Raw genomic sequence first — 23,419 nt, forward strand, 5'->3', positions numbered from 1 at the left:
GAAATGGGGTATAAGACGTTACTTTTTGATGTGGATGATACGTTGCTTGATTTTAAAGCGGCTGAAGATAGTGCTTTAAAGCGTTTGTTTCAAAGTGAAAAAATTGATGCTAGTCAAGAGCTTTTAATGGTGTATAAAAACCTGAATGCGGGTTTGTGGCGTCAATTTGAACGTGGAGAAATTTCTCGTGAAGAAGTTTTAAATACGCGCTTCAAACGGGTATTTGCGGAATTTAATAAACAAGTGGATGGCTTTTTGATGGAAAGTCGGTACCGAGAGTTTCTTGAAGACGGGCATCAGTTGATTGATGGAGCTAAACCGCTAATTGAAAGGTTGTACCGGGAATTTGATTTGTATATCGTGACAAATGGTGTATCGAAGACGCAATATAGACGTTTGAAGGATTCTGGAATGGATCAATATTTTCGGGGGATTTTTGTCTCAGAAGATACAGGGTTTCAAAAACCAATGCCTGAATTCTTTAAATATTGCTTTGAACGAATTCCTGCTTTTTCTTTACAAGAAAGTCTGATTATTGGTGATTCGCTTAGCTCGGATATTCGCGGGGCGAATTTAGTTGGACTAGATAGTTGCTGGTTTAATCCGCATAAAGATGTTAATAGCTCTGAAAACACACCAACTTTTGAAATTGAATCGCTTGAAGAGCTTCCGAAGATTGTTGTGGGTTAAGCGATGAAAGGAAAAGGACGAATTCTTGTTTTATGGTTGTTAGTACTAGTCGTATTTTTAGCTGGCTGTGCTAGTGTGACAAATACAGTGAAGGTGAATCGTGATCGTTCCGCTGAACTCACTTTTGATATCAAACTTTCGAAACTAGCATGGCTTTTTTCTGAGCAGGTCAGCGGTGATATTCAAGCAAAATTGAAAGAGCAAGGTTTTTCAGTTAAAAAAGAGTCAACCACACATTTTCTAGTTCGTAAAAAAGTGAAGGAAATGGATCAACAGGCGCTTTCAAAGCAGGAACTTGCAAAATATGGCGTGAAAATTCGGGAGAAACGTGGTTTTTTTATGACTTCCTACCGAGTGGAAGCGAATTTGGATATTCCTAAACTTATTGGAGAGTTGGGCAGTGGAGAAATCCCTATTCCAGAGAAAGTGCTTGCACAGATTGATTATACTTTTGTGCTCGATTTGCCAATTTCGCAAGTTCAAGATAGCAATGCGGACCGGGAAGATGGCGGACAGCTAACTTGGAAAGTGCCACTCGATCAAAAAAATAAACTGTTTGTGGAAGTAGGCGTTCCGAATGTGCTAAATATCGCTATTTTTGCAGGAATTCTACTTATAGTGCTTGCGGGAATCATTTTTGTTGTTGTTCGTAAGCGAAAAAACAAACGCAAAAGCTTGTCCGAGTGAGGGCAAGCTTTTTTGGGATTTAAGAATTATTTAAGAATTGGTTTATCGGCAGTTTAGAACTCTCTCCTATAATAAAATTATCAAAGAAAGAGGAGCTGAAAAAAATGAAGAAAAAAATGATGATTGCTATTTTAGGAGCAGGGCTTATTATTTCAGGTTGTGGAATGGGGCAAGCAGACGGGGAACAAGCACAGGCGGAAAGTACAAAGGAAAAGAGACATTTCAGTGAGACAATGGGTGATAAGAAAGATCAAATTTTATCGAGCACAAACTGGCAAGGAACCAAAGTTTATGACAAAAATGGAAAAGATTTAACAAAAGAAAATCAAGAATTTATCAGTTTTGCGAAATATGATCAGAAGAATGGACGTTATGAATTCTTTGATCAAAAAACAGGAGAAAGTCGCGGGGATTCAGGAACTTATTTCATAACGAATAACGGGACAAAACGAATTTTGATTTCGCAAACGAAAAATTATCAAGCAGTTGTGGATATTACTAAGTTGACCAAGCAAAAATTTACTTATAAACGAATGGGAAAAGATGAAGCAGGGAATCCAGTTGAGGTTTATGTAGACCATATTCCTTATCATGAGAAAAAATTAAGCTTCACAAATCCGCTTGAGGAACTTTCCACGCAAACTGGGAAAATTGTGAGAAATGAATCTGGGGCGAATCTTTTAGGAAAAACTTTATGGAATGGCACAAAAGTAGTTGACGCTGATGGGAAAGATGTGACAAAATATAATCAAAATTTCATTAGTCTTGCAAAATTCGATGCTAGAACGAACCAATATGAATTCTTTGATCTTGAAACGGGAGAAACACGAGGCGATTTTGGTTACTTTGATGTGCTTCGTCATAACAAAATTCGAGCACATGCTTCAATTGGAACAAATAAATATGGAGCTGTTCTTGAAATCACTGAGCTAAATTCGAAACGCTTTACGTATAAACGAGAAGGAAAAAATGCAGCTGGCGAAGCGATTACAGTCTTTGTTGAACACGAGCCGTATCAAGGTGATTTTAAACCAGCATTTACATTTTGATTAAGATGAAAAGAAGAAAAGGGAAGACCTTTTCTTCTTTTTTCTAGGAGGAGTTTTGGATGCGAACGCGATTTTTAGTGACATTTTTGGGAAGTTTATTCGTTTCATTGGCCGCTATTTTTGCGGTTTTTATGCTGATTTTTTATGCCATCAATGGTGAAATTGCAACGCCAGCTAAATTTTATAAAATGATGACGCAGCAAAAAACGATTTCTAAAAATGAACAAGATGCGCTCATTGCTTTTCGGAGTATTGCTAAGCATGATCCAAATGACCTTCTAAAACCTGAAATTCAGAAGGAAATTAAGAAATATGAACGCCAAAACCTTGCTATTGTGATTCGGAAAAATGAAGAAATTGTTTATTCTTCTAAAGACCTCGTTTTAAAATCGCTTAAAGTGCATGCTCCTTCTTTTGATACAGACAATATTTTTACACAAGGTACGATTGATAACAAAGGCAATTTATTTCGTTATTTGAAATTTGACTTTCACTTTAAAGACCAGGAAAACGGCAGTGTTATGATTTTAAAAAGAGAAAGCAGTCTCTCCGAGTTCTTGCAAAAGTGGGGTTTTTTGTTTAGTGCAATGATCGTTATTGTCGCTTTTTTGCTGATACTTTGGTTAAATCGCTCGCTTCGGCAGACGATTATTAATCCTTTACAAGAGTTGAGCCGCAAAGTACAGCAACTGAAAAGTGGGAAGCTTGATGAAAAATTGGAGATTTCTAGTAAAGCAAAAGGCGAAGTGGCTGATTTAGCGAAGGAATTTGAGCAACTGCGTAGCGCTTTAAATACGGCCAATCAAGAAAATCGCAAATACGAGAAAAATCGCAAAGAGCTATTATCAAATATTTCGCATGATTTGAAGACGCCGATTACATCGATTATGGGGTATGTCGAAGGTTTGAGGGATGGAGTAGCACGAACGCCAGAAAAACAGCTGAGCTATTTAAACATGATTCATAGCCAAGCGCAAAACATGAACTACTTGATTGATGATTTATTTACGTTTTCGAAACTTGATTTGCATAAGTTGCCGTTCGATTTTGAAGTAGCCAATTTACGTAAGTTTTTAGTTCATTTTGCGGATGAATATCAGCTTGATTTGGAGCAGCAGGGAATTGAGCTTGTCGTTGATGTGGATGCGCTTCAGGATACGCTTGTCCGCTTTGATGGGCAAAAAATTAGGCGTGTGCTAGCTAATTTACTACAAAATAGTAGCAAGTATTTGCAGCAAGAGAAACGGATTTATTTATACGCTAAGATTCAAGGCAGGGAAGCTCAGATTGTTATTCAAGATCACGGAAGCGGTATTCCACAGGATAAGCTTGCCTTGATTTTCGAGCGATTTTACCGAGTTGAAAGTTCTCGCAACCGGGACACTGGGGGAAGTGGGCTTGGTCTTGCTATCTCGAAGCAGATTATCGCGGAACATGGCGGGAGAATTTGGGCGGAAAGCAAACTAGGGGAATTTACAAGGATTAGTTTTACTTTGAAGCTGGAAGAGGGAGAATAGCGATGGAGCGAATTTTAATTGTTGAAGATGATCAGGCAATTGCGGAACTTGAGCGGGATTATTTAGAATTAAGTGGCTATAAAGTTGAGATTGCAACGGACGGAGAAACGGGGCTTGACATGGGGCTAACAGGGCAATATGATTTGATTTTGTTAGATGTGATGCTTCCTCGCCTCTCCGGTCTCGAAATTTGTGAAGAGTTGCGGAAAAAAATGGAGCAGCCAATTTTGATGGTTTCAGCGAAAAAAGAAGATATTGATAAGATCCGCGCACTTGGTCTTGGAGCTGATGATTATATTAGCAAGCCGTTTAGTCCAAGCGAACTTGTGGCGCGTGTCAAGGCACATCTTTCGAGGTACAAGCGATTAACTCAAGTGGACAATGAAGGAAATAGTCAAGCCCATTTAATTACAGTACATCATATTCGGCTCGATACGCTCGCACACAAGGTGTTCATACTTGATCAAGAAGTGGTTTTCACAACCAAAGAATTTGAGCTTTTGAAGTTTTTTATCGAGCACCCGAATCAAGTTTTTAACAAGGACGATTTATTTGAATTGATTTGGGGAATGGAGGCGCTTAGTGACACGACGACGGTTGTTGTTCATGTGCGGCGTTTGCGCGAAAAAATTGAGTTTGATTCCAATAAACCACGGCTAATTGAAACGATCTGGGGAACGGGTTATCGCTTTAATGGCGAATGAAATTTGTGAGCGGATGATTTGAAATTCATTTAGAAGGGTATAAAATAAAGTCGTAAAGAATAGGAAGGTGAAGAGAATGAGTATAACAGAAACCGTTGAACTCGCTAACGGCGTGAAAATGCCTCGCCTTGGCTTCGGTGTTTGGAAAGTGGATGACAAAGAAGTGATTGATCCTGTTAAATGGGCACTTCAAGCTGGGTACAGGGCCATTGATACGGCAAAAGCTTACGGAAATGAAGCTGGCGTCGGACAAGCAATCAAGGGGTCGGGAATAAAGCGTGAAGATCTCTTTATTACAAGTAAACTTTGGAATGCTGATCAAGGCTATGATGCAACGATCGAAGCTTTTGAAGCAAGCCTTAAACGACTTGGGACCGACTATCTTGATCTTTATTTGATTCACTGGCCAGTTGCTCAGAAATTCAAAGATACGTGGCGTGCTTTTGAACAACTTTACCAAGATGGTAAAATTCGGGCGATTGGAGTTTGTAATTTCCAAGAGCATCACTTGAAGGAACTCATTGCAGATGCAGATATTGTTCCGATGGTGAACCAAATCGAGCTTCACCCGCATTTAACGCAAGAGCCGCTTCGGAAATTCTGTCGCGACCATAAAATTGTTGTTGAAGCATGGTCGCCGCTTGGAAATGGCCAAATGTTAAGCGATCCTGAACTTAAAAAAATTGCAGATAAATACGGAAAATCAGTAGCCCAAGTAATTATTAAGTGGGATCTGCAAAATGGGATTGTGACGATTCCAAAATCGGTTCACAAGGAACGGATTTTGGAAAATGCGGATGTGTTCGACTTTAAACTTTCTGAGGAAGATATGCTTGCAATCTCAGGGATGAATAAAGATGAAAGAACGGGCCCAGATCCAGACAATTTTAATTTTTAAAGAAGCTAAAATCCTGCGCAAGGTAGCCTTGTGCAGGATTTTTTTGCAATCCTGAAAATTGCTTTTCAAAATGAGAATAGTTATCATTGAAGGGAAGTAATTTTACAATCCAAGAAGGAGGAAGCAACATGGATTTTGAATTTTCAAAGGAACTTGTCGCGCTAAAAAAAGAGGTACGTGCTTTTGCGGAAGAAAAAATTCGTCCTATGGCGGATAAGCTCGATAAAGAGGCCCGTTTCCCGCGCGCATTATTTACAGAAATGGGAAAACGAGGCTATCTTGGGCTACCTTTTTCTAAGGAATATGGCGGTAAAGGCATGGGAACACTTGCTTACATGATTGCCGCTGAGGAAATTGCTCGAGCAAGTTTAGGCGTTGCGCTGAGTTATGTCGCAACGGTTTCGATCGGAACAGAACCGATTGCAAGATACGGAACACCCGAACAAAAAGAGAAATTTTTACGACCGCTTGCAGAGGGCCACGAACTGGCAGCGTTTGGACTAACAGAGAAAACAGCAGGTTCTGACGCGAAGGGAATCGAGATGACGGCTGAAAAAGTGGGCGATGAATATATTTTGAATGGAACCAAGCAGTGGATTACAAATGCGAACTACGCTTCTATCATCACGGTTGCGGCGATCACGGGCTATAAATCTTCTGGCGAAAAAATTATTTCGGCGATTGTTGTACCGCTTAGTACAGAAGGGATTACCGTGACGAGCCCGTATGATAAAATGGGCGCTCGTTCATCTGACACAGGTGAAATCACTTTTAAAAATGTGCACGTCCCGCAAAAAAACTTATTAGGGCAAGAAACGGATGGTTTGAAACAGTTGCTAAATGTGCTAAATGGCGGCCGCATTTCGATTGCAGCGATTTCAGTTGGCCTTGCGCAAGATGCGTTTGATAAAGCGCTCCGTCATTCCGGGGAACGCGTTCAGTTTGGCGGTCCCATTCGGCAATTTGAGTCTGTTCAGTTTAAGCTTGCGGACATGCTGACTGAAACGGAGGCTGCAAGATTGCTTGTTCAAAAAGCTTGTTTACTCAAAGATGCTGGGGAAACTTATATTAAGGAAGCCGCTATGGCAAAAGTTTTTGCATCGGAAACAGCTACTAGAAATGCTAATCGGGCAATGCAAATTTTAGGTGGGACAGGCTATATGCGACCTGCAGAAGTTGAACGCTTGATTCGGGATGCTAAAATTCTTGAAATTGGTGAAGGCACATCAGAAATTCAGCGTCTCGTGATTGCAAAACAACTATTTAAGGAAGAAGGAGAGAACAAATAATGGAAGAAATTCGTGCGGTCATTACAGGAACGCTTCATCAATTTAAAAAACATGCAGGGGACAAAGTAAAAAAAGGAGAAGTCTTGGCAGAAATTGAATCCATGAAGATGCTGATTCCTGTTGAAGCTCCAAATACGGGGAAAATTGTAGAATGGTCAGTTACAGAAGGCGAGTTTGTAAATGAAAATGATACGATCGGGATGCTTGATTAAATGGCACTGATCAACTTGGAATACTTAGAAAATGAAGTAGCCATTTTGACGCTAAATCGCCCTGAAAAGGCCAATGCACTTTCAAAGGAAATGCTTGCTGATTTAGAGCAGACGCTCCAAACATTAAAGCCAGTTCGTGCGCTTCTCATTACAGGAAGTGGCGAACGCGTATTCTCGGCTGGGGCAGATTTGTCGGAACGAGCAGGTTTAAGTGAGGATGAAGTTTGGCCCGCTGTAGAACGGATTCGGTCGGTATGTGCGCAAGTGGCAGTGCTAAAGTGTCCTACGATTGCCGTTTTAAAAGGTGGCGCATTTGGAGGCGGGCTTGAACTCGCCCTCGCATGCGATTTTAGAATTGCGGCGCCAGAAGCGAAACTCGGGCTTACGGAAACAAGCCTTGGCATTATTCCGGGTTCTTTTGGAACGGTACGGCTCACAAAGCTTGTAGGAAAAAGCAAAGCAATGGAGCTGATTTTGATGGCGAAGAAAGTAACGGCTGAAACTGCTTTTGAGATTGGTTTAGTGAATCAAGTAGCGGAAGATGCTCTCCATACGGCGCTAAACTGGGCAGAACAGCTGGCAAAGAATGCGCCCATCGCGGTTCAAATTGCCAAGGAAGTGATTGGCGGAGCAAGCGAATTGCCTGAGAAGGACGCTTTCTTGCTAGAAAAAGAAGGCTATTTAAAGACGATTCCAACAGCGGACAGACGTGAGGGGCTTTTGGCTTTTCAAGAGAAGCGGAGAGCCAAATTTCAAGGGAGGTAACGATATAGTGGACTTGAATGAACGGATAGAGAAGATTAAAGCGGGTGGTAAAGCCAAATATCATCAAGCTAATAGCGAAAAAGGTAAACGTTTTGTTCGTGAGCGGATTCGACTATTGCTCGATACGGATAGCGTTTTTCAAGAAGATGGTTTGTTTGCGGAAAGTGAAGCAGAAGGACTTCCGGCGGACGGGGTCGTAACCGGTTTGGGTTTTGTGAATGGGCGAAAAGTGGCGGTAATTGCTAATGATTCGACGGTGAAAGCTGGCTCATGGGGAACAAAAACGGTAGAGAAAATCGTTCGGATGCAAGAAACGGCAGGGCGATTGGGACTTCCGCTGTTTTACCTTGTGGATTCCGCAGGGGCGCGCATTACAGATCAAGTCGCAATGTTTCCAGGGCGACGGGGGGCTGGACGAATTTTTTACAATCAAGTGCAGCTTGCTGGAAAAATCCCGCAAATCTGTTTGCTATTCGGTCCATCTGCTGCAGGCGGAGCTTACATACCTGCTTTCTGTGATATTGTGGTCATGGTGGAAGGAAATGCTTCAATGTATCTAGGATCACCACGAATGGCGGAAAAGGTCATTGGTGAAAAGGTGACGCTTGAAGAAATGGGTGGAGCACGGATGCACTGTACGGTATCGGGATGTGGCGATGTCCTTGCGAAATCAGAGGATGAGGCTATTCTTTTTGCTAGACGGTATTTAGCAGTTTTAGATGAGGCAGATGGGGAAATTCCTAACCTTCCCAATGGGCAAGATCTTGGTTCGCTCATTCCAGAAAACCCCAACGCACCACTAAATATGTATCAAGTCATTGAAGCGCTTGTCGATGCAGACAGTTTTCTTGAAATAAAAGCGCTGTTTGCCAAGGAACTGATTACGGGTTTTGCTCGCTTGAACGGAAAATCGATTGGCGTTGTGGCGAATCAGCCGATTGTAAAGGGCGGCGTGTTGTTCCCGGATTCTGCGGATAAAGCGACGAAGTTTATCCAGATTTGTAATGCTTACCGGATTCCACTTTTGTTTTTAGCGGATGTACCTGGATTTATGATCGGCTCACAAGTTGAAAGGTCAGGAATTATTCGCCACGGGGCAAAAATGATTGCAGCCGTAAGCGAAGTAACGGTTCCGATGATTTCTGTGATTGTACGCAAAGCATATGGAGCAGGTCTTTATGCGATGGCTGGTCCGGCGTTTGAGCCAGATGCAGTTCTTGCACTTCCTTCGGCTGAGGTGGCGGTGATGGGGCCTGATGCGGCTGTTAATGCGGTTTATGCAGGAAAGATTGCGGAGTTAGATGAAAAGGAACGTGCGGCGTTTATCGCGGAAAAAACGGCAGAATATCAAGCGGAAATTAATATTTATCAAGAAGCTTCTGAACTTATTGTGGATGCAATCGTTGCACCGGAAAAATTGCGTCAGGAACTTGAGATGCGTTTTACATTTTATGAGGATAAACGGGAGACGACGCAGACACATAAAATTTATCCGATGTAGGGAGGTGAGAAAAAATGCTTGAGGGCTTTTATAAGAAGACGCGAACAGAACGACTGGATGCGGTTCAAGAGCTGTGCGGACTGTCTGATGAGGAACGTGCTTTGTTTAATCAAGCAGGGGCACTCTCTTTTGAGACAGCAGATCATATGGTAGAAAATTTACTTGGGACTTATGGAGTGCCATTTGGACTGGGATTAAACATGCGAATGAATGGTCGGGATTATCTCGTTCCAATGGCAACGGAAGAACCTTCTGTGATTGCTGCACAAAGTGGAGCAGGAAAGTTGATTCGTCAAGCTGGGGGAATCAAGGCCGAGTCGCGTTCACGTGAAATGACAGGGCAAATTGAGCTATGCGGGATAAAAGATGTCAAGAAAAGTCGGGCCGCCATTTTGGCGCAGAAAACAGAGCTATTGTTTCTTGCTAATAGTGCCTATCCGTCTTTACAAAAGCGCGGGGGCGGTGCTGTTGATTTGACTGTTCGAGAGGTAAAGACGGTGCGTGAGACGCTTTTAGTTGTGCATGTATCGGTTGAAACACTTGAAGCGATGGGAGCAAATATGATTAATACAATGGTGGAAGCCCTTGCTCCAAGGCTTGAAGAGCTCTCTTGTGGAATCGCGGAAATGCGGATTTTGACCAATTTGGTCGATCAAGCAACGGCAACGGCTAAATGTGTGATCTCACCTGACTTGCTTTCAGGAAAGGGCTTTAGTGGAGAAGAAGTTCGTGATCGTATAGTTCGTGCTTACGAATTTGCGTCGGCCGATATTTACCGAGCGACAACGCATAATAAAGGAATCATGAACGGTGTGGATGCAGTTGTTCTTGCTTTTGGCAATGATACCCGTGCGGTGGAAGCAGCGGCACATGCCTTTGCGGCAAAAACGGGTATGTATCAACCGATGAGTAGCTGGTCAGTTTCTGATGCGGGGGAGCTGGTTGGTGAACTTACGCTTCCCATGCCAGTTGCCATGGTCGGCGGTTCAATTGGGATTGTCCCACTTGTCTCCCTTTCAAAAAAAATTTCGGGTGTGAAATCAGCGAGTGAACTTGCCGAGTTCATTGTTTCGGTGGGGCTTACGCAAAACTTTGCGGCTTTGCGTGCATTAGTTACTGAAGGGATTCAGCGCGGTCATATGTCACTACAAGCCAAATCAACGGCGATCGCAGCTGGAGCAGTCGGAGCGGAAGTGGAACGAGTGGCAGAAATTTTGCTGAAAAATCGCAGTGTGAGTCTTACAAGTGCCTCTGAGATTTTGCAAAAAATGCGTGATTTATCGTCTAATTGAGTAAAAGTCTCATAATTTATTCTTATGGGACCGAAAAAGCAACACAAAAGGCTATAAATTCATAAATTATTCACAAATTTGTCACAGACTTCTTTTTAGAAATAGGATATGATTAAATAAAGTATTGCAAGGCTCCCTAAGTTGTTTAGAACTCTCTTTTCTACGACCATATCCTTGCAATGCTTTTTTGTTGTTCAAAAAGTGAAGACATGTTACTATGAAAAGAAAAATCTGACTTTTAGCAATGTTTGAACGGAAAAAATTTGAATTTAGGGGGAACTACAAATGGAGAAAGCTTTTAAATTAATGATTGATGAACAGTTGAGTTTGGTTCAACCGAGTCTTTCGATGGCAACGGAGGTTTTTGATGTGCTCGATAAAAATCGCGACCATTTGCGAACATTTTTGGATTTCGTAGATAGCACAAAAAGCCCAGAAGACGAGAGCGCCTACATAAAAATGAAATTAGATGGCTACATGAAAGGAACAGACCGCTTATTTTTTATTGCCTTTGATGACGAAATTATTGGCTCGATTGATTTGCATTTCATGAGTTTAAGCGATCAATGTGCAGAGATTGGTTATTGGGTGAGTTCTACTCATTGCGGGAAAAACATTGCGACAAAAGCGGTGCGAGCTGTTTGTGAAGTTGCTTTTCTAGAGATGAAGCTAAATCGCTTGACGATTTTAGCGGATATAACTAATGTAGCCAGTAATCGTGTGGCTGAAAAAAGTGGGTTTCAAAAAGAAGGAACATTTAGACAGGCCAAGAAACTTTATGATGAATTTACAGATTTAAACACCTACGCGCTCTTAAAAAATGAATTTATTAAAGGTTGAATCGGGCGACCGGTAAAGATTGTTAAATCCTTGCATCGCAAGGATTTTTTTATTTTTGACAAATTTGTTAACTAATTTGATAAATAAAACTTTAGTTTATTAATTATCTATCTTGAAAAGCTATCTGATGATATAATTATCGTGATAGAAGTAATTTGCCTTTTAGAGAGGAGATGAATGTAAGCGCAGTCAAACGGGGTGCAGTTTTAGGTTGCTAGACGGTAGAAACAAGAGAATAAATCAAAGAGAGGGGCAATTTGCCGTGACAACTGAAAAAGAGGGAAGAGCTAATCAATCGTTTTTTCTACTGCTTCTTTTATTTATTGGCTATACGTGTGTTTATGTAGATAAATATACGATCGGCATTTCACTAGTCACAATATCAAAAGATCTTGGTTTTGATCCGAGTGAAAAAGGAATTATTTTAGGTGCTTTTTTCCTTGGCTATACGATCATGCAAATACCGATGGGCTATTTAAGCAATAAATTTGGTTCTAAGATTGTACTTGTTTTTTCACTCGTTGGAGTGGGTCTTTTTTTAATGATCTTTGGCTTTGGTTTTTCATTGTTATTTTTAGTGATTATTCGCTTTTTGACGGGGGCACTTGCTCACGCTGGATATCCCCCTTCTGTGAGTGGTTTTATCGCGACAAATGTTCCAGCTGAGAAAAAAGGATTTGCACAAACGATCATGATTTCTTCATCAGGTTTTGCAATGTTTATTGGACCACTACTTGTGGCTCCGCTTTTGACAACTGTGGGTTGGCGCAACACCTATTACATAATGGGTGGTATCGTTATTTTGATAGGTCTTTCGCTTCTAATATTGCCTAAGCAAACTAAAACAGCAAGCAGTGGAACGAAGGAAGCTAAGCAAAGCCTTTCATTTCTCCAAATTCTTAAAGATCCTGTGATTTGGGTGCTCGTGATCGCTGCGTTTCTTATGAATGCGTCGGTTTACGGCTTAACAAGTTGGCTTGCTTCTTATTTAAGTGAAGCTCGCGGGCTTCCTATTGATCAAGTCGGCTACGTGAGTTCTTTAACGGGGGTCTTCATTTTACTTGCAGGCGTTTTAGGTGGATATTTGATTGGACGATTTTTCAGAGGAAAAGAAAAGCACATCATTGTTCTTTCTGGCCTGGTTGGAGCGCTTTGTATTTATGGCGTTTTTATGATGCAAAGTTTACTGACATCAATCATCATGCTTTGTATTGCTAACATGCTTTGTATCATCGCCTTTTCGACATTGATGAGCTTGCCGCATCAGTTGTTCCGACCAGATGAAGTGGCAACTAAGTATGCAACGGTAAATGCGGGTGGCGTATTCGGTGGTTTTTTTGCGCCGATGATTATTGGGGCGCTTGTCCAAAAAACAGGCTCGTATCAGTCCGCTTTTCTATTCCTAGCGGGTACTTTTCTTTTTGGCGGCTTGGCCGTTCTTATGATTAGAGGAAAACGGAAAAAACAAAAACAACTTGTGTAAAAGGAGAAGATAAATATGTGTACAGGAATTAGTGTGTTTTCGAAGCAAGGAAATCCTTTTTGGGGAAGAACCCAAGAATTTGATATGGATTTAGAGTATCTTGGATTAATTATACCTGCTCAAACAGTGATTCAAGCATCACTTACAGAGTATGTGGCTAAACATTCCTTTGTAGGAGTTTCCATAAAAGGAGCTGACATGGTCGTTGACGGTGTTAACGATGCAGGATTAGCTGGCGGTTCATTTTATTTTGGCAATGTCAATCGCTACGAACCAAAAAGTGAGATTGAAGCCGCAAGTAAGTTGCCACTTGCAGGAGAAGAGTTTGTGACCTGGGCACTTGCAAACTGTAAAAATGTTGAAGAAGTGCGGGAAAAAGCCTTAGCCGAGGTAGCGATTTCATCGGACGGTGGAATGCTTGGAACCTCACTCCCGCAGCACTATGTTTTTCAAGATTTGTCCGGCAAGTCGCTTGTTGTTGAGCCATCTATTCCAGGTAGTTTTGAAATCTATGATAATTTAGTGGGAACCTTTACGAATAGTCCCAAATTTGATTGGCACGTAACGAATCTTGAAAATTATGTAGGATTAAGTCAGGAAATTGCCCCGGCTCGTAAAATCGGCGAGGCAAACATCTTTTCTTCAGGAAAGGGAAATGGACTTTATGGTATTCCGGGAGACTTCACGCCTCATTCTCGTTTTGTTCGCGCGACTTTTTTAAACCAATTTTCAGATCCTGTAGATGATGATAAAGCAATTGAATTGATTTTCCATGTTCTAGATAGTTTTGATATTCCAAAAGGTGTAGTGGTATCGGGAGATAACCATAAAGTGCAGTTTACACAATATACCTCAGCGTATGATTTAAAAGAAAAAGCACTATATGTCCATTTATATGATAATCGACAAATACAAATGTTATCGCTTGAAAAGGTAACTGAACCGACTAGGTTTCAAATCATATCCGAACAGCAAGTTGCTAAAATGACTCCCCTAAAATAACAAAAACGAACGCGTTAGAAGATGGTATCTTCTAACGCGTTCGCTTTTTAAATTAATTTTTCTTTTTTAGTTCTTGTTTTAAATTTTTCTGTAAAGGTTGCTTCTTGAAATAGTATTTTGGATCTGTTTTCGGATAATGAACCGGAAGAGGCTCTTTCATAAAGCGATTTAAAGATTTGTCTACTTGAACCCATCCGCGCCAACTTAAGTGGATCGGATCTTCTAAGAAGTAAGGCATATCGGAATACTCTTCTAAGGAAAGGTATTTAAATCCATTTTTCTTAACCTGAGCCTCTGATTTTTCATAGTACTTATGAAGTTTTGATTGATCCATTCCAAGATAGTTTGTCCACTCACGATTGATCGGTGGATTTACGAATAACACATCTGCGTGCACCTTCTTAAGGGCATCCATCATAAGTTGTAAATCATCGTATTCCGGAGATTCTACGTAACTTAAATCTTTCTTGCTATCTTTTAATTTCTCTTCAATAGGTTTGATTTTTTTAGTATAGTAGTGATTTTTTACATGGAAATCATTGTTATCAGTTTGTTTTTCACCAAGTGATTTTGCAAACTCATCTAACTCTTTGAAGTTTGGTTGATCCGGTAGTTGTTTTACTTCTTTGTCGATTTTTGCTTGTTTAGATCCTGTTACAAACTTCGATTGCAGTTCGTCTTTGCGTTTTAAAACACGATACTGAATTTCACCAGCTCTTTTTGTAAGAAACGGACTGTGTGGCTTATTAGGACCAATTGTTGCGATGTTTTCAAGTAGTTTCGAAAGAGTTGCGTCATTTTGAACGACTTTAAAACTTAACAATCTGCGTGCAGCGTAGCGACGTTCAGGCGTTTCCTTTTCGTCTTGTAACGCAAATGTATAGGCTTGAATTGGTGAAAATGTAGCGCCAAAGTGATTATCGTCTACCCCTTTTGGCTGGAACCATTGAGGTGATAAAATAAAGACGACTTTCTTATTTTTTAGTTCATTTTCTAGCATGTTAATATCCAAGTAATGATAGAGCGACTGAGTGCCTGGTCGACCGATTAAAAAGGGCGTGTAGCCGGTTTTATATTTTTTAGCAAAGACACTTGGATGAAGCGGATCAATTCGTGAAAGTTCCGATGAACCAAAAATTGGTAAATACTTATCAGATCCAAAAGCTACACGCTGAATCTCTTCTCCACCAACCACGGCGGGGCTCATTGAAGTTGCCCCTTCACTAACAGCTCGTTCGGAGACACCACCAAAAATGGCGCTTGGTCCAAATAAAATGAATAGGAAGATAAAACCTGCCACTAAAATCGGCCCAAAAATCATCCAAAGCTTTTTTTTCATCCTTTTAATGCCTCAAGCTGTTTGATGATCATTTCTGGAGTTGCCCAATCGTCGCGCTCAAATTCAGAAACAGGGACTGTGATGTCAAGGTTGTTTTCAATTTCAACAAGCAGCTGGACAGTTGCCATCGAATCAAGGAGTCCTTCTTCAAATAGTTGTACATCTGTATTTTCTTTTACTTCTTCTGATTCTGTGATTTCCTCTAAAATATCTAAAACTTCGTCACGAAAAGCCATAATTAATTCCCACCTTTAGTTTAAATTGATTAATTTGTCAAATATGCCGGAGAAGATCAAGAAACCAAAACAAACGAAGTTGAAGGTAATGAACATTCCGATGACATAAGTGATTTTATTTTTTGGATAAAACTTATATTTTTTATTGATACGTTCGAAAATATCAAAGCAGACAATTAGCAAGGCTTGATAAAGACCGTAAACAATATAATACCAGTGTAGACCGTGCCAGATTCCCATCACGAAGAAATTTACGAAATAGGCAATGTAGGCAATTGTAAACTTACTTTTAAACCATTTTTTCTTTGTTAGCCAGAAGACAAGTCGCATGAAGATGAAATCTCGGAACCAGAAAGATAGTGTCATGTGCCAACGATTCCAGAAGTCTTTAATATTGCGAGCGAGAAATGGTTTATTAAAGTTCATTGGCGTATTCACACCAAGTAAGTACGAAACACCGACGGCAAATAAACTATACCCAGCAAAGTCGAAAAAGAGATACATGCTGTAGCCATACATATAGCCGAACAAGCTAGAACCAAAGTCAACATGATGCAAGACATTGAACTCAAGTGGTCCTTTCCAGTAGGTTTCGATCAAATAAGCGATAATAAATTTGTACAGAAAACCAAGGAAGATGTAAAAAATACCTCGATTTAAAAGCCCCAAGTATTTTTCCTGATCAACTGGTTTTGTGACATCTTTTTGAAAGCGTCTGAACCGGTCAATTGGACCAGAAGAAATAGTTGGGAAAAATAGCAAGAAATTGACGAATTGTGTGGAATCATATTCTTTAATGAGTCCATCGCGAATTTCCATTACCATTGTGGTCGCTTTAAAGGTCAAATACGAAATGCCGAGAAACCCGACGAGTGTTGTTTGACTTTCAAGCAGAGGTTGCACTTTTACTATAATCAGCGGCAGGATAGATAGAATCACTGCTAATACAAAAATGCCACCATGATTTTTTCCTTGGACGCGCCGGTAATTAAAGTAAAATCGGACGACCACTAGTTGCCAAAAAATGAAAACAATAAAAGCAATACCTTGTACCATGTTGCTTGAAAACATAAAGAAAATAAAGAGTAACGTTACAAATGCGTTATAAACGGGAAGTCTTTTCCCCATTAAATTTGCAATCACGATAGGCGCGATAAAAAGAGCCAGGATTGCAAAGTAAAATATTGTACCGTATGGGGTTGTCATTCGTTCACCTCGTCATTTAAAACTTTGCGATCAATTTTTCCGTTATTCGTAAGTGCAAACTCGTCTTTATAAATCCATTTACGCGGAATCATATAGCTTGGCATCTTCACTTGGAGTTCTTCTTTAATCGCTTTAGTTAGCTTAAACGGCTTGTCAAAAGAATGTGGATTAGGGACAACAAAAGCCACTAAGCTATCAACTTTTCCACTGACAATTTTAGGAATTACAACAGCCGAGCGAATATAGCTGACTTCTTTTAAGTTGTTTTCAATATCTTCTAGCTCAATTCGGTAGCCGTGAAGTTTAATTTGAAAATCAAGCCGACCATAGAAGAAAAGAAAGCCATCTTGAATGCTACCGCAGTCACCTGTAAAGTACGCATTAGCTTCATTTGTGTGCTTAAAGACTTTTGCCGTTTTTTCTGGCTCGTTTAAGTAACCTTTTGAAACGCTAGGTCCCACTAAAACAATTTCTCCTTTTTCACCAGAAGCAACTTCTTGCTTGGTTTCTGGATCTACAATTAGAAGCTTAGTATCTGGTTTGACTTTACCAAGTGGTAAACTTGGATAGGCATCAATTATTTCTTTAGTTACTTGAATTTCAGTCACTGCAACGGTCGCTTCTGTTGGTCCGTATGTGTTAAAGATTTTAGCATCTGGGAAGCGTTTCAGAAGTTCACGTGCGGTTTCTTTGGTTAAGACTTCACCACAGAAAATGAAGGAAGATAAAGTTTTACAAGTTTCAGCGTTAAAATCTGGACTAAGAAGCGCAATGTCCATAAAAGAAGGGGTTGAAACCCAAACGTTTAAATCTAAAGTACCCAGTGCGCTATAAAGGTCTTTCAAATTAGAGGTAATCGTTTTGTCAACTGGAACAAGTGTCCCCCCAGAAAGGAGACAAGGATATAAATCCATGACAGAAAGGTCAAAGGAGAAAGGGGCTTGATTTAAGAAACGCATTCCTTCACGAAGCGAAAAATCTTGCAACAACCAATTGGAAAAACTGACTAAGTTATTTTGACTGATTTGAACTCCTTTAGGCATACCAGTGCTTCCAGAAGTATAAATGATATAATGATTGGCGTCATCTTTTACAAAATGACTGCGATCAACTTGCACGCCTACTTCTGATTGAATCGCTTCATCTATTTCTGCTCTTGTCATAACTTGAGCTTTCGAAAGTACATCTTCAGGTAAACTTTCAACAGCAAGAACCATAGAAGGCTCGGATACTTGAATGATTTGTTCGATTCTTTCGCTTGGCATGGATACATCCACTGGAATATAAGCATGTCCACTTTTTAGTGAAGCCATAAATGCAACGGGCATAAGTTCATTCATATGACCGTAAACAACAATCGGACTATCTGTTTGCTTCAGCTTTTTCAACAAGTGACTGGCAAGAGCATCTGACATTTGTTTGAGTGCCAGATAGGAAAGTGCTCTTCCCTGATAATCATAGCAAGGAAAGTCAGGTGTTCGTTCTGCCCATTCATCAATTCGTTCGACAATAGATGTTGCCATGGTTTGCACACTCATTTTATTCATCCTTTCTTTTTAAAATTCGTTATAGATAAAGTTTGTACTGTTCGGATTTTTGAATCCGTAAAACCAGAGCAAGCCAAGTAAGACAGCTAAATAGAAGATTGTTTTTAAAACAAAAATCGTTCCGGGAAGACAGAAAAAATGCTTGACTTTGTTCATGTATTCACCTCATTAATATTACTATTGTGTTACAAATATTAAGCTTTTACTCAATTAATAATGTAACCCAGGGGTTTGCAAATGTCTAATTACATTTTTGTAAGGTTGAAGCGCTTACATATGGCGAAAAATAAACATTTAGCGATTACGATCAGTGGAGGAGTAATAAAATCCTGAAAATAACAAGGATTATCGGTATAATGAAAGAAGGAAATCAATTTTAACGGTCAGAAAGATGTTAAAAATGTAAGGTTGGGTGAAGAAATGGTAAACATGAAAAAGTTGGCTGGCGAAAAAGCATGCGAAGAGATAGAAGAAGGAATGGTCGTCGGACTTGGGACGGGGTCAACAACGTTTTATGCGATTGAAGAACTCGGAAGGCGAGTAAGTGCTGGGCTCAAAATTCAGGCGGTTGCAACATCAAAAAAAACGGAAGAGCTAGCAAGTGAACGATTGATTCCACTTGTTTCTTTAAATGAAGTTCATGAGATTGATTTAACCATTGATGGGGCTGACGAAGTAGATTCTTTCTTAAATGGGATAAAAGGCGGTGGGGGAGCTCTCTTTCGTGAAAAAATGGTCGCACTTCATTCTAAACGGAATTTATGGGTGGTTGATGAAACCAAACTTGTTCAGGAACTGGGAGCTTTTCCACTACCGGTTGAAGTTTTACCTTTTGGCTACAGACAAGTTGAAAAAGAACTTGTAGCACTAGGGTTTCATCCAAGGCTTCGAAATGTATTTAATAGTAAAGAGCCATTTATAACCGACAATGGAAATTATATTTTTGATCTTTCGTTAAAAAAAATAAAAAATACCGAATTGCTGGCACAAAAACTCGATAGCATTTCCGGTATTTTAGAGCATGGACTATTTTTACAGGTGGCAAGTGAACTTTTAATTGGTAAAAAAGATGGCACAATCGAAAAACGTTGATTAAGGCCTTTTTGGGAAAAAACGGAACATCAAGTATACGAGTAGTTGCAAAATAAATAAGTAACCGATAAATTCAAATTGAAAGCTTGAGATATCTAGTATACTTTTTACAGCTTCCAGTGGTTCCGTGATAAGATGAATGGTATGGAGTCGCTCGAAACGTCCTAGGTAGATGCCATAACTCGATAAAAGGAGCACAAGGGGAAGCAAAAGGAATGTTCGATCTTTTTTCATTCGTTCTTTGGATGCATCTAAGAAAAACTGTAGTGATAGGTTGCCTACGAAAAGACCGAAGAAGATGGAGGCAGCCATCACAGAAAAGCTTTGCCAAAGAAAACTATCCTTTTTGAGAATCCCATTGTAATCATAAATTCGGAATTGCTTCAGATGAAAAAAGTCTGTCACAAGGTAGAAGGCATTGGGGAAAAAGAGTAGCCAAGCGACTGCTACGATCCAAAATACAAAAGGATTTCGCTTTTTATGATAAAGAAATACGGCGATTTCAAATGGAATATAAGCAAGTGTTACATTTAAAATTAGAAAATGATAGTAATCTAGAACGAAAAAAAGAAGCAACATAAGGCTTAAATAAAAAATTCGGCAAGCCCAGATCAGCTTTTTCATTTTAAGTAGCAACTCCTTTCAGGCTGTCTAATTTCTATTATACCTGTTTTTGATAGATCTTTAATAAAAATTTAAAATCTTATTTTGAATAAGTAATGGAGGAATAAAATGATAGCAAAAACAAATGAAGATTTTGAAGCGTTAAAAGAAATTGGGAAAATCGTAGCTAGGATTCGCGATGAACTCGTTCGAAAAACACAACCTGGTGTAACAACAAAAGAGCTTGACGAACTAGCAGGTAAGCTTTTTGAAGAAGAAGGTGCTGTTTCTGCACCTAAGAGTGAATATGATTTCCCGGGATTCACTTGTATTAGCGTTGGACAAGAAGTTGCCCATGGGATTCCGGGAAATCGTGAAATTAAAGATGGGGATTTAGTCAACATTGATGTTTCTGGATCGAAAAATGGTTATTTTGCGGATACGGGTCTTTCGTTTGTAGTAGGAAACGGAAAGGAAGAGCTTAAGCAACTTTGCGAAGTTGCTAAAAAAGCTTTTGATGCAGGACTTGTCAAAGCAAAACCTGGTTCTAAAAAAAGTGGAATTGGTCGAGCAGTTTGGAAAACGGCTCGGGAGCATGATTTGACGGTCATTAAAAACCTCACGGGACACGGAATTGGGCACACGATTCATGAAGCTCCCGACCATATTTTTAACTACAATGCCACTTGGGATGATGAGCTACTGAAAGATGGAATGGTGATTGCTTTCGAACCATTTATTTCAACTTTTGAAGAAGAAGTTTTTCAAGAAACGGATGGTTGGACTTATGCGACTGAAAAGAGTTATGTAGCACAAATTGAACATACACTTATTTTGACGAAAGAAGGACCCATCATTTTGACCAAGTAGATCTAAAAAATAAGCCGGTCGCAAGCTTACGACCGGCTTATTTTTTGATTAAATTTGCTTTTGCATTTCTTTATGTTCAATACCAGCATCCATGAAAATATCCGAGCACACTTCGTAACCTAGTTTTTCATAAAAGGGGATCGCGGTTACTTGAGCGCCCAGTTTAAGTTTGCTCACACCTCGTTTTTTTGCCTCCGCTTCAATAGCTTCCATGATTTTTCTACCAGAGCCTTTTCCGCGAGCGACTTTTTGAGCACAAATGCGCTCAACTTTGCCATAGCCATGGACAATCCGGAAACGCCCCGTCGCAAGGGGAGTATGGTCTTGATCATAATCTACAAACATGGTAGTTTCTGGATCATCATCAAATTCGTCCCATTCGAGCTCTGGATCTACATGTTGCTCTTTTACAAAAACGTCATTACGAATTTGAAGCGCATCTTTGCGCATTTGTTCAGTAGTTGCTTTTTGTACAGTCATCGTTTGTTTTCCTCCTCTAATCAGCTTTCCATACTTTCTAAGTCAAACGTGTGAGCCGGAAGCATATATGTTAAGCTTGGTTTTAAAAAGGGTTGCCAGTAAGTCCAGCGGTGTCCACCTTCGAATAAGTGAAATTCAGATTCAAAGCCTTTATCTTGAATCAACTTATGTAAGGCTTCATTTGGAAGCAAGAAGTTATCGATTGTGTGGTTTGTAGTCTCAACCTCCGTTTCCTGGTCCCCGATAATGTGAAAGATTTTGAGCATCCCGGGATTAGCCTGTTTCACAAGTTCTAGCAGGTCATCATTTATAAATGGCGAGTGGAGTACGGCATTTCCGAATGTGTAGGGGTACTTGAGGCAGGCCTTTAGGGAAGTGCTCGCACCAAGTGAATCGCCCATTAGGAAACGACTGCCAGCCATTTGGAAAGATGGGACTAAATTTTCGAGAAAAGGCACGAGTTCATGGGCTAAAAAGCGTAAATAAGCCTCATTTTGCTCGCCATCTGGATGGTATTTTTTTCGTCGATCTTCCACCGTTTTATACGGGAGAAAGGCATATACAGATTTTTGGATTTGACCGCTTTCTGTAAGCTCGTCAACAAGCTTTGGGAGTTTACCGAACCGAATATAGTCTTTCCCGTCTTGGATAATGAAAAGCGGATATTTGTAAAGAGTTGAGTACTGCTTTGGCAAATAAATGATGACTTCCATTTCTTCATTTAAGTGCTTACTAAACAATTTTTCTTCAAGTATTTTTCCTTCAGCCATGAATCCATCTCCCCTTCCAGTTCAGAATGCTTTCATTTTATCATGGATTGAATAAAAAAGGCGGCTATTTTGCTTATTTGAATGGGAAAAATAGAAAATATAATGAATTTAGATAGTTTGATTTATTTGAAAAATAGGTTTAAAAAATTACTGAAACTGAAAAGATGTTGTGCTATACTAGAATTTAAAAGAAGCTCCAGTGGATTTTGGAGAGAGAAAGTAGGGAAAAGAATGCCGAAAGACATTGATTGGAAAAATTTAGGATTTAGTTATATCAAAACAGATAAGCGTTACATTTCCTATTTTAAAGACGGAAAATGGGACGAAGGAACACTTACAGAAGATAACGTACTTCACATTAGCGAGGGTTCAACGGCGCTTCACTACGGCCAACAGTGTTTCGAAGGGCTCAAAGCTTATCGCGCCAAAGATGGCTCGATTAATTTGTTCCGTCCCGATCAAAATGCACAGCGGATGCAAAAAAGTTGTGAGCGTCTGTTAATGCCAGAAATTCCAACTGAGAAATTTATTGAAGCATGCAAACAAGTTGTTTCTGCCAATGAAGATTATCTACCTCCTTATGGAACTGGGGGCACGCTTTATCTTCGTCCATTTGTCATCGGTGTGGGAGATAATGTTGGGGTTCAACCTGCTAATGAATATATCTTTTCGATTTTTTGTACGCCAGTAGGTGCGTATTTTAAAGGTGGTTTGCAGCCTGCAAACTTTATTGTATCTGAATTCGACCGAGCAGCGCCACGCGGCACAGGTGCAGCTAAAGTCGGCGGAAACTACGCTTCGAGTTTACTTCCCGGCAAACAAGCTAAAAAACGTGAGTTTGCGGATGCTATTTATTTAGATCCAGCTACACACACGAAAATTGAAGAAGTGGGTGCAGCGAACTTTTTTGCTATTACGAAAGATGATCGCTTCATTACACCATTTTCGCCTTCTATTTTGCCAAGTATCACTAAGTATTCGCTACTTTATTTAGCTGAACACAGACTAGGGCTTGAAGTAGAAGAAGGAGACGTATATATCGACCAGTTAGATGACTTTAAAGAGGCAGGGGCTTGTGGGACTGCAGCGGTCATCACACCTATTGGTGGTATTCAAAATGGCGATGACTTCCATGTTTTTTATAGCGAAACAGAAGTTGGTCCAGTAACAAAAGAACTTTATGACGAACTTTGTGGCATTCAATTTGGCGAAAGAAAGGCTCCAGAAGATTGGATCGTTAAAGTTAAATAATCTTAAGAAGTCTTCACGAGAGCTATTGAAGCTCTCGTGAAGGCTTTTTTGATGAAAAAATAGCCTGACAAACATTTACTAAGGCTTGTCAGGCTT

General features: G+C 40.1%; 25 protein-coding genes. 17 read left to right on the forward strand and 8 right to left on the reverse strand.

The genetic code is table 11. The features are described from left to right. Positions 1-3: 3 nt before the first annotated feature. The 14 genes from HB912_RS10035 to HB912_RS10100 all read left to right on the forward strand — a co-directional run bounded on the left by HB912_RS10035 (position 4) and on the right by HB912_RS10100 (position 13,929). Complete coding sequence (locus HB912_RS10035; RefSeq protein WP_185374270.1) at positions 4-690, forward strand: YjjG family noncanonical pyrimidine nucleotidase; 687 nt, start codon at positions 4-6, stop codon at positions 688-690. A 3-nt stretch (positions 691-693) separates the two neighbouring features. Then, positions 694-1,377, forward strand: a complete 684-nt coding sequence (locus tag HB912_RS10040; RefSeq protein WP_185374272.1) for a DUF3153 domain-containing protein — start codon at positions 694-696, stop codon at positions 1,375-1,377. A 233-nt stretch (positions 1,378-1,610) separates the two neighbouring features. Then, a complete protein-coding gene (locus tag HB912_RS10045) occupies positions 1,611-2,426 on the forward strand; it encodes a DUF4822 domain-containing protein (RefSeq protein WP_425324774.1) in 816 nt (271 codons plus the stop codon). Positions 2,427-2,485: 59 nt separating this feature from the next. Continuing rightward, positions 2,486-3,943, forward strand: coding sequence for a sensor histidine kinase (locus HB912_RS10050; protein WP_185374276.1), 1,458 nt, complete (start codon positions 2,486-2,488; stop codon positions 3,941-3,943). A gap of 2 nt (positions 3,944-3,945) precedes the next feature. Next, complete coding sequence (locus HB912_RS10055) at positions 3,946-4,647, forward strand: response regulator transcription factor (RefSeq protein WP_185374277.1); 702 nt, start codon at positions 3,946-3,948, stop codon at positions 4,645-4,647. A 76-nt stretch (positions 4,648-4,723) separates the two neighbouring features. Further along, the gene (locus tag HB912_RS10060) at positions 4,724-5,545 is read left to right on the forward strand and encodes an aldo/keto reductase (protein ID WP_185374279.1); all 822 of its coding nucleotides are present in this window, start codon (positions 4,724-4,726) and stop codon (positions 5,543-5,545) included. 128 nt (positions 5,546-5,673) lie between these two features. After that, entirely contained in the window at positions 5,674-6,834 is a 1,161-nt protein-coding gene (locus HB912_RS10065; RefSeq protein WP_185374280.1) for an acyl-CoA dehydrogenase family protein, read from the forward strand. After that, positions 6,834-7,046 carry an acyl-CoA carboxylase biotin carboxyl carrier protein subunit gene (locus tag HB912_RS10070; protein WP_185374282.1) on the forward strand — a complete coding sequence of 71 codons (213 nt, stop codon included), beginning with the start codon at positions 6,834-6,836 and terminating at the stop codon, positions 7,044-7,046. The genes HB912_RS10065 and HB912_RS10070 overlap by 1 nt, the downstream gene beginning before the upstream one ends. After that, the gene (locus HB912_RS10075; protein ID WP_185374284.1) at positions 7,047-7,811 is read left to right on the forward strand and encodes an enoyl-CoA hydratase-related protein; all 765 of its coding nucleotides are present in this window, start codon (positions 7,047-7,049) and stop codon (positions 7,809-7,811) included. Between the two features lie 7 nt (positions 7,812-7,818). Next, positions 7,819-9,312: a carboxyl transferase domain-containing protein gene (locus HB912_RS10080; RefSeq protein WP_185374286.1), complete on the forward strand. Its 1,494-nt coding sequence runs from the start codon at positions 7,819-7,821 to the stop codon at positions 9,310-9,312. A 14-nt stretch (positions 9,313-9,326) separates the two neighbouring features. After that, positions 9,327-10,604: a hydroxymethylglutaryl-CoA reductase, degradative gene (locus HB912_RS10085; protein WP_185374288.1), complete on the forward strand. Its 1,278-nt coding sequence runs from the start codon at positions 9,327-9,329 to the stop codon at positions 10,602-10,604. Between the two features lie 285 nt (positions 10,605-10,889). Further along, a complete protein-coding gene (locus HB912_RS10090; RefSeq protein ID WP_185374289.1) occupies positions 10,890-11,444 on the forward strand; it encodes a GNAT family N-acetyltransferase in 555 nt (184 codons plus the stop codon). Positions 11,445-11,706: 262 nt separating this feature from the next. After that, entirely contained in the window at positions 11,707-12,927 is a 1,221-nt protein-coding gene (locus HB912_RS10095; protein WP_185374291.1) for an MFS transporter, read from the forward strand. A 15-nt stretch (positions 12,928-12,942) separates the two neighbouring features. After that, positions 12,943-13,929: a choloylglycine hydrolase family protein gene (locus tag HB912_RS10100; protein WP_185374293.1), complete on the forward strand. Its 987-nt coding sequence runs from the start codon at positions 12,943-12,945 to the stop codon at positions 13,927-13,929. 52 nt (positions 13,930-13,981) lie between these two features. Here HB912_RS10100 and dltD read toward each other — a convergent pair whose 3' ends face one another. The 5 genes from dltD to HB912_RS10125 are packed head-to-tail and all read right to left on the reverse strand — an operon-like array spanning position 13,982 to position 18,413. Continuing rightward, positions 13,982-15,268, reverse strand: coding sequence for a D-alanyl-lipoteichoic acid biosynthesis protein DltD (gene dltD / locus HB912_RS10105; RefSeq protein ID WP_185374295.1), 1,287 nt, complete (start codon positions 15,266-15,268; stop codon positions 13,982-13,984). Beyond that, positions 15,265-15,504 carry a D-alanine--poly(phosphoribitol) ligase subunit DltC gene (gene dltC / locus HB912_RS10110; RefSeq protein ID WP_036070598.1) on the reverse strand — a complete coding sequence of 80 codons (240 nt, stop codon included), beginning with the start codon at positions 15,502-15,504 and terminating at the stop codon, positions 15,265-15,267. Before dltC ends, dltD begins: the two co-directional genes overlap by 4 nt. Before the next feature lie 15 nt (positions 15,505-15,519). Next, positions 15,520-16,710: a D-alanyl-lipoteichoic acid biosynthesis protein DltB gene (gene dltB / locus HB912_RS10115; protein ID WP_036070596.1), complete on the reverse strand. Its 1,191-nt coding sequence runs from the start codon at positions 16,708-16,710 to the stop codon at positions 15,520-15,522. Further along, positions 16,707-18,233, reverse strand: a complete 1,527-nt coding sequence (gene dltA, locus HB912_RS10120) for a D-alanine--poly(phosphoribitol) ligase subunit DltA (protein WP_185374496.1) — start codon at positions 18,231-18,233, stop codon at positions 16,707-16,709. Before dltA ends, dltB begins: the two co-directional genes overlap by 4 nt. Positions 18,234-18,266: 33 nt before the next feature. Beyond that, positions 18,267-18,413, reverse strand: a complete 147-nt coding sequence (locus HB912_RS10125) for a teichoic acid D-Ala incorporation-associated protein DltX (RefSeq protein ID WP_185374297.1) — start codon at positions 18,411-18,413, stop codon at positions 18,267-18,269. Between the two features lie 264 nt (positions 18,414-18,677). On the opposite strand from HB912_RS10125, the gene rpiA reads away from it, so the two are divergent. Next, positions 18,678-19,349 (forward strand): ribose-5-phosphate isomerase RpiA, encoded by a 672-nt coding sequence (gene rpiA / locus HB912_RS10130; RefSeq protein ID WP_185374299.1) that lies wholly within the window; start codon positions 18,678-18,680, stop codon positions 19,347-19,349. On the opposite strand, the gene HB912_RS10135 is transcribed toward rpiA, so the two are convergent. Beyond that, positions 19,350-19,973: a DUF1361 domain-containing protein gene (locus HB912_RS10135; protein WP_185374301.1), complete on the reverse strand. Its 624-nt coding sequence runs from the start codon at positions 19,971-19,973 to the stop codon at positions 19,350-19,352. 108 nt (positions 19,974-20,081) lie between these two features. Here HB912_RS10135 and map point away from each other — a divergent pair, with 108 nt between their 5' ends. Then, positions 20,082-20,822, forward strand: coding sequence for a type I methionyl aminopeptidase (gene map, locus HB912_RS10140; RefSeq protein ID WP_185374303.1), 741 nt, complete (start codon positions 20,082-20,084; stop codon positions 20,820-20,822). Positions 20,823-20,870: 48 nt separating this feature from the next. Here the strand turns inward: map and HB912_RS10145 are convergent, their stop codons facing one another. Together HB912_RS10145 and HB912_RS10150 are read right to left on the reverse strand one after the other, a co-directional pair. Continuing rightward, positions 20,871-21,302 (reverse strand): GNAT family N-acetyltransferase, encoded by a 432-nt coding sequence (locus tag HB912_RS10145; protein WP_185374305.1) that lies wholly within the window; start codon positions 21,300-21,302, stop codon positions 20,871-20,873. Positions 21,303-21,322: 20 nt separating this feature from the next. Next, positions 21,323-22,072: an alpha/beta hydrolase gene (locus HB912_RS10150; protein ID WP_185374307.1), complete on the reverse strand. Its 750-nt coding sequence runs from the start codon at positions 22,070-22,072 to the stop codon at positions 21,323-21,325. Positions 22,073-22,303: 231 nt separating this feature from the next. Between HB912_RS10150 and HB912_RS10155 the strand changes: the two genes are divergently transcribed. After that, entirely contained in the window at positions 22,304-23,323 is a 1,020-nt protein-coding gene (locus HB912_RS10155) for a branched-chain amino acid aminotransferase (RefSeq protein ID WP_185374309.1), read from the forward strand. The last annotated feature ends 96 nt before the right edge of the window (positions 23,324-23,419 follow it).

The sequence above is a fragment of the Listeria aquatica genome (genome assembly GCF_014223975.1).
Lineage (GTDB): Bacteria > Bacillota > Bacilli > Lactobacillales > Listeriaceae > Listeria > Listeria aquatica.

Excerpts from the sequence above, each read along its gene's own strand:
- HB912_RS10035 (WP_185374270.1), top strand. The coding sequence starts at position 4 with ATGGGGTATAAGACGTTACTTTTTGATGTGGATGATACGTTGCTTGAT.
- HB912_RS10040 (WP_185374272.1), top strand. The coding sequence starts at position 694 with ATGAAAGGAAAAGGACGAATTCTTGTTTTATGGTTGTTAGTACTAGTC.
- HB912_RS10045 (WP_425324774.1), top strand. The coding sequence starts at position 1,611 with ATGGGTGATAAGAAAGATCAAATTTTATCGAGCACAAACTGGCAAGGA.
- HB912_RS10050 (WP_185374276.1), top strand. The coding sequence starts at position 2,486 with ATGCGAACGCGATTTTTAGTGACATTTTTGGGAAGTTTATTCGTTTCA.
- HB912_RS10055 (WP_185374277.1), top strand. The coding sequence starts at position 3,946 with ATGGAGCGAATTTTAATTGTTGAAGATGATCAGGCAATTGCGGAACTT.
- HB912_RS10060 (WP_185374279.1), top strand. The coding sequence starts at position 4,724 with ATGAGTATAACAGAAACCGTTGAACTCGCTAACGGCGTGAAAATGCCT.
- HB912_RS10065 (WP_185374280.1), top strand. The coding sequence starts at position 5,674 with ATGGATTTTGAATTTTCAAAGGAACTTGTCGCGCTAAAAAAAGAGGTA.
- HB912_RS10070 (WP_185374282.1), top strand. The coding sequence starts at position 6,834 with ATGGAAGAAATTCGTGCGGTCATTACAGGAACGCTTCATCAATTTAAA.
- HB912_RS10075 (WP_185374284.1), top strand. The coding sequence starts at position 7,047 with ATGGCACTGATCAACTTGGAATACTTAGAAAATGAAGTAGCCATTTTG.
- HB912_RS10085 (WP_185374288.1), top strand. The coding sequence starts at position 9,327 with ATGCTTGAGGGCTTTTATAAGAAGACGCGAACAGAACGACTGGATGCG.
- HB912_RS10090 (WP_185374289.1), top strand. The coding sequence starts at position 10,890 with ATGGAGAAAGCTTTTAAATTAATGATTGATGAACAGTTGAGTTTGGTT.
- HB912_RS10100 (WP_185374293.1), top strand. The coding sequence starts at position 12,943 with ATGTGTACAGGAATTAGTGTGTTTTCGAAGCAAGGAAATCCTTTTTGG.
- dltD (WP_185374295.1), bottom strand. The coding sequence starts at position 15,268 with ATGAAAAAAAAGCTTTGGATGATTTTTGGGCCGATTTTAGTGGCAGGT.
- dltC (WP_036070598.1), bottom strand. The coding sequence starts at position 15,504 with ATGGCTTTTCGTGACGAAGTTTTAGATATTTTAGAGGAAATCACAGAA.
- dltB (WP_036070596.1), bottom strand. The coding sequence starts at position 16,710 with ATGACAACCCCATACGGTACAATATTTTACTTTGCAATCCTGGCTCTT.
- dltA (WP_185374496.1), bottom strand. The coding sequence starts at position 18,233 with ATGGCAACATCTATTGTCGAACGAATTGATGAATGGGCAGAACGAACA.
- HB912_RS10125 (WP_185374297.1), bottom strand. The coding sequence starts at position 18,413 with ATGAACAAAGTCAAGCATTTTTTCTGTCTTCCCGGAACGATTTTTGTT.
- rpiA (WP_185374299.1), top strand. The coding sequence starts at position 18,678 with ATGGTAAACATGAAAAAGTTGGCTGGCGAAAAAGCATGCGAAGAGATA.
- HB912_RS10135 (WP_185374301.1), bottom strand. The coding sequence starts at position 19,973 with ATGAAAAAGCTGATCTGGGCTTGCCGAATTTTTTATTTAAGCCTTATG.
- map (WP_185374303.1), top strand. The coding sequence starts at position 20,082 with ATGATAGCAAAAACAAATGAAGATTTTGAAGCGTTAAAAGAAATTGGG.
- HB912_RS10145 (WP_185374305.1), bottom strand. The coding sequence starts at position 21,302 with ATGACTGTACAAAAAGCAACTACTGAACAAATGCGCAAAGATGCGCTT.
- HB912_RS10150 (WP_185374307.1), bottom strand. The coding sequence starts at position 22,072 with ATGGCTGAAGGAAAAATACTTGAAGAAAAATTGTTTAGTAAGCACTTA.
- HB912_RS10155 (WP_185374309.1), top strand. The coding sequence starts at position 22,304 with ATGCCGAAAGACATTGATTGGAAAAATTTAGGATTTAGTTATATCAAA.